Annotated in this window: 15 protein-coding genes; 7 read left to right on the plus strand and 8 right to left on the minus strand. The window is 67.8% G+C overall.

Annotated features, from left to right (window positions below; translation table 11 throughout):
- Positions 1–12: 12 nt before the first annotated feature.
- Positions 13–231, minus strand: a complete 219-nt coding sequence (locus AC06FA_RS07185; RefSeq protein WP_108748240.1) for a twin transmembrane helix small protein — start codon at positions 229–231, stop codon at positions 13–15.
- A gap of 57 nt (positions 232–288) precedes the next feature.
- Here AC06FA_RS07185 and AC06FA_RS07190 point away from each other — a divergent pair, with 57 nt between their 5' ends.
- The 5 genes from AC06FA_RS07190 to AC06FA_RS07210 all read left to right on the plus strand — a co-directional run bounded on the left by AC06FA_RS07190 (position 289) and on the right by AC06FA_RS07210 (position 4,720).
- Positions 289–996, plus strand: coding sequence for an SURF1 family protein (locus AC06FA_RS07190; RefSeq protein WP_478067710.1), 708 nt, complete (start codon positions 289–291; stop codon positions 994–996).
- Positions 997–1,138: 142 nt separating this feature from the next.
- Complete coding sequence (locus AC06FA_RS07195) at positions 1,139–1,708, plus strand: hypothetical protein (protein WP_108751940.1); 570 nt, start codon at positions 1,139–1,141, stop codon at positions 1,706–1,708.
- Positions 1,709–1,718: 10 nt separating this feature from the next.
- The gene (locus AC06FA_RS07200; protein WP_478067711.1) at positions 1,719–2,882 is read left to right on the plus strand and encodes a COX15/CtaA family protein; all 1,164 of its coding nucleotides are present in this window, start codon (positions 1,719–1,721) and stop codon (positions 2,880–2,882) included.
- Between the two features lie 4 nt (positions 2,883–2,886).
- Positions 2,887–3,780 (plus strand): heme o synthase, encoded by an 894-nt coding sequence (gene cyoE / locus AC06FA_RS07205; RefSeq protein WP_108751942.1) that lies wholly within the window; start codon positions 2,887–2,889, stop codon positions 3,778–3,780.
- 130 nt (positions 3,781–3,910) lie between these two features.
- The gene (locus AC06FA_RS07210; protein ID WP_478067712.1) at positions 3,911–4,720 is read left to right on the plus strand and encodes a TraB/GumN family protein; all 810 of its coding nucleotides are present in this window, start codon (positions 3,911–3,913) and stop codon (positions 4,718–4,720) included.
- 84 nt (positions 4,721–4,804) lie between these two features.
- Here the strand turns inward: AC06FA_RS07210 and AC06FA_RS07215 are convergent, their stop codons facing one another.
- From AC06FA_RS07215 to rpsU, 6 genes are all read right to left on the minus strand, one after another.
- On the minus strand, positions 4,805–5,776 hold the full coding sequence (locus tag AC06FA_RS07215) for a bile acid:sodium symporter family protein (protein ID WP_478067713.1): 972 nt from the start codon (positions 5,774–5,776) through the stop codon (positions 4,805–4,807).
- A gap of 28 nt (positions 5,777–5,804) precedes the next feature.
- Positions 5,805–6,305 carry a protein tyrosine phosphatase family protein gene (locus tag AC06FA_RS07220; protein ID WP_478067714.1) on the minus strand — a complete coding sequence of 167 codons (501 nt, stop codon included), beginning with the start codon at positions 6,303–6,305 and terminating at the stop codon, positions 5,805–5,807.
- A gap of 24 nt (positions 6,306–6,329) precedes the next feature.
- Positions 6,330–8,072 (minus strand): DNA primase, encoded by a 1,743-nt coding sequence (dnaG, locus tag AC06FA_RS07225; RefSeq protein WP_478067715.1) that lies wholly within the window; start codon positions 8,070–8,072, stop codon positions 6,330–6,332.
- A gap of 58 nt (positions 8,073–8,130) precedes the next feature.
- The gene (locus AC06FA_RS07230; RefSeq protein WP_478067716.1) at positions 8,131–9,057 is read right to left on the minus strand and encodes a YihY/virulence factor BrkB family protein; all 927 of its coding nucleotides are present in this window, start codon (positions 9,055–9,057) and stop codon (positions 8,131–8,133) included.
- 215 nt (positions 9,058–9,272) lie between these two features.
- Positions 9,273–9,716, minus strand: coding sequence for a GatB/YqeY domain-containing protein (locus tag AC06FA_RS07235; protein WP_312707514.1), 444 nt, complete (start codon positions 9,714–9,716; stop codon positions 9,273–9,275).
- A gap of 133 nt (positions 9,717–9,849) precedes the next feature.
- On the minus strand, positions 9,850–10,065 hold the full coding sequence (gene rpsU, locus AC06FA_RS07240) for a 30S ribosomal protein S21 (protein ID WP_002808376.1): 216 nt from the start codon (positions 10,063–10,065) through the stop codon (positions 9,850–9,852).
- Between the two features lie 166 nt (positions 10,066–10,231).
- Between rpsU and tsaD the strand changes: the two genes are divergently transcribed.
- Positions 10,232–11,257, plus strand: coding sequence for a tRNA (adenosine(37)-N6)-threonylcarbamoyltransferase complex transferase subunit TsaD (gene tsaD, locus AC06FA_RS07245; RefSeq protein WP_108751947.1), 1,026 nt, complete (start codon positions 10,232–10,234; stop codon positions 11,255–11,257).
- Between the two features lie 106 nt (positions 11,258–11,363).
- On the opposite strand, the gene AC06FA_RS07250 is transcribed toward tsaD, so the two are convergent.
- On the minus strand, positions 11,364–12,017 hold the full coding sequence (locus AC06FA_RS07250; RefSeq protein ID WP_478067717.1) for a hypothetical protein: 654 nt from the start codon (positions 12,015–12,017) through the stop codon (positions 11,364–11,366).
- Between the two features lie 345 nt (positions 12,018–12,362).
- Between AC06FA_RS07250 and folB the strand changes: the two genes are divergently transcribed.
- The gene (folB, locus tag AC06FA_RS07255) at positions 12,363–12,716 is read left to right on the plus strand and encodes a dihydroneopterin aldolase (RefSeq protein WP_108751949.1); all 354 of its coding nucleotides are present in this window, start codon (positions 12,363–12,365) and stop codon (positions 12,714–12,716) included.
- Positions 12,717–12,749 lie beyond the last annotated feature (33 nt).

Genomic DNA, 12,749 nt, shown 5'->3' on the forward strand with positions numbered 1-12,749 from the left:
CGGCAGGTACCGTCAGCCGCCGACGCCGTGTGGCTTGATCCAGCCCATGTAGATGCTGACGATCACCAGCGCGATCAGGGCCACCGACACGGCGATGCGGCGGGTGAGCGCATTGACCGTGCGCTTGGTCTGGCCGCGATCGACCAGCAGGTAGTACAGGCCGGCGCCCAGATTCCAGACGATGACGATCAGGAACGCGATCACCAGCAGGGTCTTCAGCGAATCACTCATGCGCGGCTCGGGGGCAGGGTGGATGCGCCTATCTGACCGCGTTTGCGTGGACTTGTCATGATGCGCCAGCACACGCGCTGGATCGGCTGGCTGTTGGCACTGCTGGCGATGGCCGGCTTCACCGCCTTGGGCCTGTGGCAGCTGCAGCGCATGCACGCCAAGCAGGCGCTGCTGGATGCACAGGGACCGGCCGTGGCGCAGGCCCTGCCGCTGGCGCAGGCGCTGGCGGCGCCCGGCGCGCTGCATGGGGTGGCCGACCATGGCCGCTTCCTGCCGGGCGTGGTGCTGCTGGACAACCAGATGCGCCACGGCCGCGCCGGGGTGAAGGTGTACCGGCCGTTCCGCAGTGACAGTGGCAGCGTGCTGCTGGTGGACCTGGGCTGGCGCGCGCTGCCGCCTGACCGCACCTTGCCGGTGCTGGACGCGCTGCCGGCGCCGCTGGCCGTGCGCGGGTTGTTGGCGCCGCCGCCGTCAGCGGGCCTTGCGCTGGGCCCTGCGTTCAGTGAAACCGGCCTGCCCGGGCGCTGGCTGGCCAGCCGGCTCCCTGCCGATGGCCTGGCCAGCGCGCTGGGCCTGGCCGCGCTGCCCGACCGCGTGCTGCGGCTGGAACCGGCGCTGCCGATCGGCGACGAGCGCGATCTGGACCTGCTGCCCAACACCCTGCCGCCGCAGCGCCACCTGGGCTACGCCGTGCAGTGGTTCGGCCTGGCGCTGACCGTGCTGGTGGTGGCGCTGGTGCTGGAATGGCGCCGGCGGCGGCATTGATCGGCTCCAGCGGGTGCCGACCTTGGCCGGCACTCTTTCCCCCGACCAAGGTCGGGGGCTACCAGAGCGCCGACCGCTTCCTTTCCCCCGACCACCAGAGCGCCGGCCGCTTCCTTCCACCCAACCATGAGAAAATGCCCGCATGAACACCGCCACTACCCCGCAGGCACGTGGTTCCGGCCGCCGCACCCTGCTGCTGCTGTTCGCCGTGTTCTTCGGGGCGATGGCGCTGGCCGCCGTGCTGCGCTTCACCGGCTGGCAGCCCACCGGGCACCGCAATGCCGGGCAACTGCTGCAGCCGCCGGTGGACCTGCGCCAGCAGCCGCCGACCCTGGCCAACGGCCAGCCCTACCCGTGGAACCCCGAGGCGCGCACCTGGCGGCTGCTGGTAGCGCCGGCCGGTGCCTGCGACGCGCAGTGCGTCACTTTGTCGCAGGGACTGGGCAAGGTGTGGCAGCTGTTCGGCCATAACGCCGATAATGTGGAGATTCTGTGGCTGGGCACGCCACCGGCGCCGATCGCCGCGCTGCCCGCGCTGCGGCCACTGGCGCCGTCGCCCGCCCTGCGCGCGGCGTTGCCCGGTGCCGACGATCCGGCCGGATTGCCGGTCTATGTGATCGATCCGAACGGCTTCGTGATCATGCGCCATGCCCCCGGCAGTGACCTGGGCGGCCTGCGCAAGGACATGGCCACGTTGCTGAAACTGAAGTGAGTCCCGTTTGATGAGCCTTTCCGCGCGTCCGGCGCTGCACCGTAATTTCCACCGCCTGGCGTGGTTCGCCATGATCATGACCGCCAGCACGATCATGTTCGGCGCCTTCGTGCGCCTGTCCGATGCTGGCCTGAGCTGCCCGGACTGGCCGACCTGCTATGGGCAGGCCACCTGGCCGCAGCACGTGGAAGAAACCATCGGCCATCCGGCTGCCGAGATCCGTCCGCTGGAAACCCACAAGGCCTGGCGCGAGCAGGTGCACCGTTTCCTGGCCGGCGCGCTGGGCATCGAGATCCTGACCCTGGCCCTGCTGGCCACCCGCAAGCGGCGCTTCGGCAGCACGGCGGTGGTGACCGCCTGCGTGCTGGTGGCCGCCGGCATACCGCTGTACATGATGGGCTGGCATGGCACGGCCAGCGGCCTGGCCCTGGTGGGTGAGGCGATCCTGCTGATCGCCGCGCTGCGCTGGGGCAACATCGACCTGGCGCGGGCGGCCCTGCTGACCCTGGCGGTGGTGATCTTCCAGGCCCTGCTGGGCATGTGGACGGTCACCCTGCTGCTGAAGCCGATCGTGGTGATGGGCCACCTGCTGGGCGGCATGCTGATGTTCGGCCTGCTGGTGTGGATGGCATGGCGGGCAACGCACCTGCCGATCACCCTGGCCGAAGCGCCGAAGCTGAAGTGGCTGCTGCGCATCGGCGTGGCGGTGCTGGTCACCCAGATCGCCCTGGGCGGCTGGGTCAGCGCCAATTACGCCGCGCTGGCCTGCGGTGGCGGCAGCGCGTCGCTGGACAACTTCCCGCGCTGTGCCAACCAGTGGTGGCCGCAGCACAACTTCGTCGAAGGCTTCACCCTGTGGCGCGGCATCGGCGTGGATTACGAAGGGGGCGTGCTGGATGGCGCCTCGCGCATCGCCATCCAGATGGCGCACCGCCTGTTCGCCCTGGTGGTGGCCGGCTACCTGCTGTGGCTGGGCCTGCGCCTGTTCCGCCTGCCCAGCATGCGCGGCTGGGCCAGTGCACTGGTCGCGCTGCTGGTGCTGCAGGTCACCCTGGGCATCCTGAACGTGAAGCTGGCCCTGCCGCTGGCGGTGGCCGTGGCCCACAACGGCGTGGCCGTTGCCCTGTTGTTCGTGCTGGTGAGCCTGCTGGCCCGCCTGCGCGCGCCGGACTGATCGCATGTTTTCCAACTATCGCCAGTACTGGGACCTGACCAAGCCCAAGGTCGTGGCCCTGATCGTCTTCACCGCCCTGGTCGGCATGGTCCTGGCCATTCCGGGCGTGCCCAGCTGGGAACAGGTACGCGCCGGTGCGCTGGGCTTCCTGGGCATCTGGCTGGCCGCTTCGGCCGCCGCCGCCATCAACCAGCTGCTGGATGCGCATATCGACGCGCAGATGGCGCGCACGTCGTGGCGCCCGCTGGTGGTAGGCAAGGTCAAGCCGTGGCAGGTGCTGGTATTCGCCGGCGTGCTGATCGTGCTGTCGATGGCGATCCTGCTGCTGTGGGTGAACTGGATCACCGCCGTGCTGACCTTCGCCTCGCTGATCGGCTATGCGGTGATCTACACCGTGTACCTGAAGCGGGCGACCTCGCAGAACATCGTCATTGGCGGCCTGGCCGGCGCGATGCCGCCGATGCTGGGCTGGGCGGCGATCACCGGCATGCAGGGCTCGTCGGACTGGGCCTATTCGTCGCTGCTGGTGCTGATCATCTTCATCTGGACCCCGCCGCACTTCTGGGCGCTGGCGATCTTCCGCCGCGAGGACTACGCCAAAGCGAAGATCCCCATGCTGCCGGTCACCCATGGCGTGGTGCACACGCGCAAGCAGATCCTGGCCTATTCGGTGGTGCTGGCGCTGGTGTGCGTGGTGCCGTACCTGGTGGGCATGAGCGGGCCGTTCTACCTGGGCGGGGCGATCGTGCTCAATGCCGTGTTCCTCTGGTACGCCTGGCGCATGCAGAGCCCGCCGGATGAGTTCTTCTCGATGAAGATGTTCCAGTACTCCATCGTGTACCTGATGGCGCTGTTCGCCTTCCTGCTGGTGGACCACTGGATCCTGCCCTGGATGTAACCCTCGGGGTCGGATCCCCGAAGGGGCTCTGACCCCGTCCTGACGGTGGTGCATGCCGTGGATCGACCTTGAACCGCGGTCGTGGCGTCGCCATTGCTGTTCCTGACCCCAAGGAAAGGAAGGAGCAGGGATGCGTTGGATCTTCCGCTGGACCGCGGCGCTGACGCTGGCGCTGGGCATGGCCGTGAGTGCGCAGGCCGACGATACCGCCGCGCAGATCCGCCAGCATGCCGCCGGGCACCGCGTGCTGGTGTTGGGCGAATACCACGGCACCCGGCAGACGCCGCTGCTGGTGCGCCAGCTGGTGGATGACTACAGCCGCGATGGCACGCCGGTGCTGTTGGCGTTGGAGCTGCCCCGCGCCGAGAATGCGGCGCTGCGCGACTACCTGGATTCCGATGGCGGCCCGGCCGCAGGCAAGCGCCTGCACGAGCGCACCTTCTGGCGCGTGCACGATGACCAGCACGATGGCCGCCGCAGCCGCGACATGCTGGCGATGATCGAGCGCCTGCGCGCGCTGAAGGCACAGGGGCGGGATATCGGGATCGTCGGCTACGACGTGGACCGCAGTGACGACGGCAACCAGGCGCGCGACGAAGGCATGGCGGTGGAGGTGCGACGGCTCTACCAGGGGCTGCCGGACAGGGCGCGGCTGGTGGTGCTTGCTGGCAACGTCCACGCGATGCTGCAGCGGCCCGAAGGCGCACCGGCGGAAATGCAGATGCAGCCGATGGCCTCGCTGCTGCGGGATCTGGATCTGTACAGCGTGCGCCTGGAGGCGCTGCGCGGGCAGTTCTGGGCCTGCCTGGACCGCTGCAAGGCGCTGCCGCTGCGCGATCAGGCTGCACGCGCGCCGCAGGCCGATACCGAAGCCGGCCGGCAGTATGACCTGTGGGTGTGGATGCCGGAGTTGAGTGTCGGCACCCTGGTTGACCCGTGAACCCGGGGTCAGATCCCCGAAGGGGCTCTGACCCCGTTCTGCAGCGCATCCATCCACGCATGGCGTGGATGGGCGTCGCGTCCGTCAGGGCGCGCGCCGCGCATACCGCTGGGCGATCACACCGCAGACGATCAGCTGGATCTGGTGGTAGATCATCACCGGCAGCACGATGGCGCCCAGGCTGCCGCCGGCGAACAACACCTTGGCGATCGGCACGCCGGTGGCCAGGCTCTTCTTCGAACCGCAGAACACGATGGCGATCTCGTCTTCGCGGTTGAAGTGCAGGCGGCGCGCCAGGAAGGTGATGAGCGGCATGGCGATGCCCAGCAGCACGGCGGCCACCACGGCCACCGCGAACAGCGACAGCAGCGGCGTCTTGCTCCACAGCCCTTCGGTCACCGCTTCGCCGAACGCCGAATACACCACCAGCAGGATGGTGGCCTGGTCGGTGTAGCGCAGCAGGGCGCGCTGCTTTTCCACCCAGCCGGCAATCCACGGCCGCAGCAGGTGGCCGGCCACGAACGGCACCAGCAGCTGCAGCATGATGCCGCCGATCGCATGCAGCGGGTCATGCACACCGCCGGAGGTGCCGGCCAGCGCGGTCAGCAGCAGCGGGGTGAGGAACACGCCGAGGATGCTGGACAGCGAGGCACTGCAGACTGCCGCCGGCACATTGCCGCGCGCCATCGAGGTAAAGGCAATGGACGACTGCACGGTGGACGGCAGCGTGCACAGGAACAGCACCCCCATGTACAGCTCGGGGGTCAGCAGCCAGCCCGACAGCGGCTTGAACATCAGCCCCAGCAGCGGGAACAGGATGAAGGTGCAGGCCAGGATGGTCAGGTGCAGCCGCCAGTGCAGCATGCCGCCGATGATCGATTCGCGTGGCAGGCGTGCGCCGTGCAGGAAGAACAGGGCGGCGATGGCCACGGTGGTGACATCGTCCAGCACCATGGCGGCAGCGCCCTTCATCGGCAGCAGCGAGGCCAGGGCGACGGTGCACAGCAGGGCGAGGGTGAAGTTGTCCGGTCGCAGGCGCGACCACCAGCGGGTCATGGTGGGCAGGCTCCTTGGTACGTGGGGTTCAGGGGGAAGTGGCCGGTTCCGCCAGGCGCTGGCGGGTGGCGGCTTCGAGGGATTTCAGGCCCGCCCGTTGGCCCAGCGGCAGGGCCTGGTCCGGGCTGGCATGTTCGTAGCGGGCAGTGACCAGGGCCAGTACCGCACCGGCGCGGTTGCCCGAGGCGCAGTGCAGCAGCACCGGCCCCTGGCTCTGCTGCAGCGCCTGGTGCACGGCGCGCACGTTGGCTGCATCCAGACCGTCGGCGCCGGCCACCGGAATGCGCACATAACGCAGGCCCAGCGCTTCGGCCTGTGCGGTTTCGTCGAAGCCGCGGTCCTCATCGGGCTGGCGCAGGTCAATGACCGTGCGCACGCCCTGCGCGGCCAGCGCCCGCAGTTGTGCGGCACTGGGCTGGCCGCCGGCATGCAGGCCGGGGCGCACCTCGCTGATCGGATTTTCCCCGGCCAGCGCGGCCATGGGCGTGCAGAGCGACAGCAACAGCAGGCAGGTCAGGCGCAGCAGCATGGTCTCTCCGTGCAGGGGCTGCCGCTACAGGCGCAGGGTGGCGCGGGCCTTCAGCAGCTCGCGCAGTTCGTACTTGTCAGTATCGTCCAGGCCCTGCTGGCGCTGCTTTGCCAGCAGTTCGTCCAGACGTTGCACCAGCAGTTGTTTTTCCAGCTGGGCCACCGCGTCGTGCAGTTCCTGGGTCCACACCGCGTCATCGCCGGGCAGGGTCTGCGCGGCCAGTGTGTGCAGCGAGGCCTGCTCTTCGCGGCCGTCGAAATGTTCCAGCAGGGCGCCGGTGCTGATGTCCGGGCGCTGTTCGACCAGGCCCAGCAGTTCCAGCAGCAGTTCCACCCCGGGCAGGCGCAGGCCCTGGAAGTGGTGCTTGCCGCCCAGCGTCAGTGCCAGCGACGGCTGCTGCAGGAGTACGGCAATCGCACCGCGCACCAGGCTGCGCTTGGCGATGGGCTGGATCTGCCGGGGCGGCGCGCGCTGTGGCATCGGTGCGCGCGCTGCCGCCGCGTTGCCACCGCCCAACCCGGTCAGCTGCGCCAGCTGCTGCTTCATCAGGTCGCCGAAGGCACCATCGGGAATCTGCGCCAGCATTGGCTTGGCGCGTTCGGCCAAGCGGGCCTTGCCGTCCAGCGTGCCCAGGTTGATCTCGCGGCTCAGCTCATCGAAGAAGAACTGCGACAGCGGCGTGGCCTGCTTCAGGCGCTCGTTGAAGACCTCGGCCCCTTCCTTGCGCACGATGGTGTCCGGGTCCTCGCCGTCGGGCAGGAACAGGAAGAAGGCCTGGCGGCCATCCTTCATGCGCGGCAGCACCGATTCCAGCGCCTTCCAGCCGGCACGACGACCAGCGGCGTCGCCATCGAAGCAGAAGAACACGTCCGGCGCGTTGCGGAACAGCAGCTCGGCGTGGTCGGGCGTGGTGGCGGTGCCCAGCGTGGCCACCGCCTGGGTGACCCCGAACTGGAACAGCGAGACCACGTCCATGTAGCCCTCGACCACGATCAGCCGCTCGATCTTCTGGTTCGCCTGGCGCACCTGCCACAGGCCGTACAGTTCGCGGCCCTTGTGGAACAGCGCGGTTTCCGGCGAATTGAGGTACTTGGGGCCGTCGTCCTTCTCGAACACGCGGCCACCGAAGGCGATCACCCGGCCACGGCGATCGAAGATCGGGAACATGACCCGGTCGCGGAACTTGTCGTAGACGTGGCCGCGGTCGTTCTTGGAAAACAGGCCGGCGCGGTCGAGCAGCTTCATCTTGCGCTCGTCCTTGCCCAGCGCATCGCGCAGCCCGCTGTAGCCGTCCGGTGCGTAGCCGATCTGGAAGCGGGTACGGTTCTCTTCATCCACGCCGCGGCCGTCCAGGTAGGCGCGCGCCTTGTCGCTGCCCTCCAGGTTCTTCTGGAAGAACTTCATGGCCGCATCCAGCGCGGCATACAACTCGCGGCCTTCGTCCTGCTGTTGCGCGCTGCGCGGGTTCTCGCTGCGTGGCACTTCCATGCCGGCGCGCTTGGCCAGTTCGTCCACCGCATCGAGGAATTCGAGGCGGTCGTAGTTCATCAGGAAGCTGATGGCGGTACCGTGCGCGCCGCAGCCGAAGCAGTGATAGAACTGCTTGGTGGGCGAAACGGTGAACGAGGCCGAACGTTCATCGTGGAACGGGCAGCGGGCGGCGTATTCCTTGCCCTGGCGCTTCAGCGGCACGCGGCTGCCGACCACCTCGACGATGTCGGAGCGGGCCAGCAGGTCGTCGATGAATGCGTCGGGGATACGGGCCATGGGCAACAGGGCAGGGGCGCGGCCGGCAGGGCCACGCGCAGGGGAACAGACAGTGCCCCTAGTTTACCCCGTGCTGGGCATCTGCCTGTGCCGTGGCCGGATCGATGCCGGCCAGCGCCAGATGGTTGCGCGCGCGCAGGCGTTCGTCGATCACTGCGGTCATCAAGGCACCGACGAAGAACACCACGGTGGCGTAGTAGATCCAGACCAGCGAAATGACCAGCGCACCCATCGACCCGTAGGCGCTGCCCGGCGCCACGGTGGCGATGTACACGCCGATGCCGTAGCGGCCCAGCGCAAACAGCGCCGAGGTGATGACGCCGCCGATGAACGCCTGGCGCCAGGCCACGCGGCGGTCCGGCAGGTAGTGGTACATGAAGGCGAAGCCGGCCGCGTACAGCAGCAGGCTGGTCAGGTACCCGATGGCCGGCAGCACCGACGGCAGCTGTGCGAAGGCCACCTGCAGCATGGTGGTGGCGGTCATCGACAGGATCAGCAGGAAGCCCAGCGCCAGCACCACGCCGAAGGAAAACACGCGCTTGCGCAGCCAGGCCTTGATGCCGTCCAGGCGTTCGCCGCTGGTACGGAAGATCAGGTTCAGTGCGTTCTGCAGCTGGGCGAACACTGCCGTGGCGCCGATGAACAGCAGCAGGGTGCTCCACAGCCCGGCCAGCGAGCCCACGTCGGGCTGGTTGTCGGCGTTCTTCAGCACGGTCTCGGCCACCGTGGCGGCACTGCTGCCGGCCACCGAACTGATCTGTTCGACCAGGGCCTGCTGCGCGGGTGGGTACAGCGAGGCGGTCAGCCACAGCAGCAGCACCAGCAGTGGTGCCATCGACAGCAGGGCGTAGAAGGAGACCGAGGCGGCCTGGGTGAGCACGTCGATGTCGACGAAGCGCTTGCCAACCGCCATCGGGAAACTGTCCTGCAGGCGCTGGACGTACTTTTGCAGATTCACGGGGACGCGGGGTGCCGGTTCGACCATGGGGCTGTTGTAGCAGCCGGGGGTCGAAGGCGTGGTGAAGCGCCGGGGGCCGCGATGGGGTCAGAGCCCTTTCGCGTGGCGAAAGGGATCCGACCCCGGGAATGCTGCGATGGGGTCAGAGCCCTTTCGCGTGGCGAAAGGGATCCGACCCCGGGAATGCTGCGATGGGGTCAGATCCCTTTCGCGCGCGAAAGGGCTCTGACCCCAGGGCCGTGTCAGGACAGCTGCTGCTTGACCAGCTTGGACACCAGGCCCATGTCGGCCTGGCCAGCGAGCTTCGGCTTCAGCGCGCCCATCAGCTTGCCGATGTCGGCCGGGCTGCTGGCGCCGGTCTCGGCCATGGCGGCCTGGATGGCGGCCACGATCTCGGCCTCGCCCATCTTGGCCGGCAGGTAGGCTTCGATCACCACGATCTCGGCGCGCTCGATCTCGGCCAGGTCTTCGCGGTTGGCGGCTTCGTACTGGCTGACCGAGTCCTTGCGCTGCTTGACCATCTTGTCCAGCACGGCGATCACGGCGGTGTCATCCAGCTCGACGCGCTCGTCCACTTCCTTCTGCTTGATGGCGGCGTTGATCAGGCGGATCACGCCCAGCTTGTGCTTCTCGCCGCCCTTCATGGCGGCCTTCATGTCGTCGGTGAGCTGCTGCTTCATGCTCATGAGGAACCTCGTGGTGGTGGTGGGGCGGGGCGGATGCCCGGGCCCGGAAACGCAAAAAGCCGGCAACGCTCGCGCGTGCCGGCTTCGACTCCACTGCGGAAGGGCGAGCCCGCCGCAATGAAGATGCGTCCGATCAGTACAGGCGCTGACGCTTGGTGACGTCGCGCGACGAGCGGCGCAGCTGACGCTTCACAGCAGCGGCGGCCTTGCGCTTGCGCTCCTGGGTCGGCTTTTCGTAGAACTCGCGCTTGCGGGTTTCGGCCAGCACACCGGCCTTTTCGCAAGTGCGCTTGAAGCGGCGAAGAGCAAACTCGAAGGGCTCGTTCTCGCGGACTTTGACGCTGGGCATGGAATCTCCGGGACACAGTAGAACCGGGTCACGCCCGGCGAGCCGCACATTATAGCGGCGAAAAGACAAACTGCAAGCGGCCAACCCTGAATACGGGCCGGTAGTTCGATTGCAGAGGGTTCTGCACAGCCCCCGAGGGACCGGCAGGGGCGTCATAATAGCAGGCATGCGAGTCCTTGGCATCGAATCTTCCTGTGATGAGACCGGCGTGGCGGTGTATGACACCGACCTGGCCGGCAGCGCGGCCCTGCGCGCCCATGCGGTCTACAGCCAGATCGCCCTGCACGCCGAATACGGTGGTGTAGTGCCTGAGCTGGCCAGCCGTGACCACGTCCGCAAGCTGCTGCCGTTGATCCGCCAGACCCTGGGCGAGGCCGGGCTGGGCGTGGACGACATTGACGGGGTGGCCTACACGGCCGGCCCTGGCCTGGTCGGTGCCCTGCTGGTGGGGGCGGGCGTGGCCCGTTCGCTGGCCTGGGCGCTGGAGGTGCCGGCGGTGGGCGTACACCATATGGAAGGCCACCTGCTGGCGCCGCTGATGGAAGACGACCCGCCGCAGGCCCCGTTCGTGGCCCTGCTGGTGTCCGGCGGCCATACCCAGCTGGTGGCGGTGGATGCCATCGGCCAGTACCGCCTGCTGGGCGAAACCCTGGACGACGCGGCCGGCGAGGCCTTCGACAAGACCGCCAAGATGATGGGCCTGCCGTACCCCGGTGGCCCGCAGCTGGCCCGGCTGGCCGAGCAGGGCACGCCCGGCGTGTACCGCTTCGCGCGGCCGATGACCGACCGGCCGGGGCTGGATTTCAGCTTCTCCGGCCTGAAGACCCAGGTCCTGATGGCCTGGCGCGACAGTGACCAGAGCGAGCAGACCCGCGCCGACATTGCCCGCGGCTTCGAAGATGCGGTGGTGGAAACGCTGAGCATCAAGTGCGAACGCGCGCTGGAAGCGGCTGGCACCAACGTGATCGTGGTGGCCGGCGGCGTGGGTGCCAACAAGCGCCTGCGCGCGCGCCTGCAGCAGATGGCCGAACGCCTGGGCGGCCGCGCCTGCTTCCCGCGCCCGGCGCTGTGCACCGACAACGGCGCGATGATCGCCTTCGCCGGCGCACTGCGCCTGCAGGCCGGGCAGCACAACCCGCCGAAGGTCGAGGTCACCCCGCGCTGGGACATGGCGACCCTGCCGGCGGTGTGAACCTCTGTCTGTAGCGTCGAGCCATGCTCGACTGCTGTTGATGCAGTCGAGCATGGCTCGACTCTACAAAGGCGGTGATGCAGTCGAGCATGGCTCGGCGCTACCGCTAGGCAGCCAACGGCGATGCCGCCAGCACCGTCGTCGCCCGCTCATGCCGCTGCAACCAGCCCAGGGTATGCGGGCAGCGCGCATGGATCAGCCGCCCGATCGCGGCCAGGTCAGCACCGATATCGCGCTCCAGGATGGGTTCATGGTGGGCGATGCGGTTGCGCAGGTGGCGGATGCGGCCAATGTCTGCGTGGAAGGCCTTTCTGATGACACTGGGGTGAGCAGAAGGCGCATGGCGTAGAACCGCACCGAGTGCTGGTATCCACAGTGTGGAATCAAAGCGACAAGTGAACAGCTGCTGCCAGAACACCATCGGCAGGTTGGCAATGATCTCGGATGTATCGGTTGCGCGGCTGGCAAGCTGTTCCAGTGCTGAAAGGGCAGACGCGCAGGATGAGGTAGGTAATCTGCGTCGAAAGGCGCTGCTCCACGGCCACCTTGGCCCATGCTGTCGGGCAAGTGCGGATGCTGCAGCGTTGCGGGTGACCACTTCGCATAGGTGGACCGGCATCATCAGTGCACTGCACATCCGCATGTTCCAGAGGTACAGGGATTCGACCGTGACTCCAGGGCTGCAGGTAGATGCGATTCTCTCGTAGGTAGACAGACGCTCCGCTGACAACGCGCGCCTTAGTGCATCGTAGGGAGCCATCGTGAAGGGCGGTGGTGAAGGAGAGATCGATGTTGGGCGCAGGCGGCGGCCACCGCCATCAGGGAACGTCGTTCCCTGTGTGGCCGATTCTCTGCTTTTCGACTTGGATAACCCGCCGAGCTGTGTTGTCGGAATCAGCCTTGACCGACAATCTGGTCCCCGCCTAACCTGTTGGCCTGCGCCACCGGGATCCGCGGCTGTTCAACAGCTCCCCCCGGGGACAAACGGTAGTACCAAAGGGCCCTGCTAGCGGGGCCCTTTGTTTTTTCCGACGCATCCCCCCGTTCCGGGCAGGCTCACCGCCGTGCCGGTACCATGGCTGTCTGTATTCGGCTGGTAACCGCAATGGACAAGGTTTTCATCGAAGGGCTGACCATCGACGCCCTGATCGGTATCTACGACTGGGAACGGCGTATCCGCCAGGACCTGGTGTTCGATCTGGAAATGGGCTTTGACAACCGTCGCCCGGCCGCCAGCGATGACATCGCCCATACCCTGAACTACAAGGCGGTCAGCAAGCGCCTGGAGCAGTTCGTGCGCGAATCGGAGTTCGGCCTGGTCGAAACCCTGGCCGAGCGCTGCGCGCAGATCGTGCTGGACGAGTTCGAGGTGAAGTGGCTGCGGCTGAAGCTGAGCAAGCCCGGCGCGGTGCGCGGCGCGCGCGCGGTGGGTGTGATCATCGAACGTTCGCGCGACTGACGAGCGCGGGTTTTTCCGCCGGCCGCGGGCCGG

It is taken from the genome of Stenotrophomonas sp. Steno-C17 (assembly GCF_056393165.1).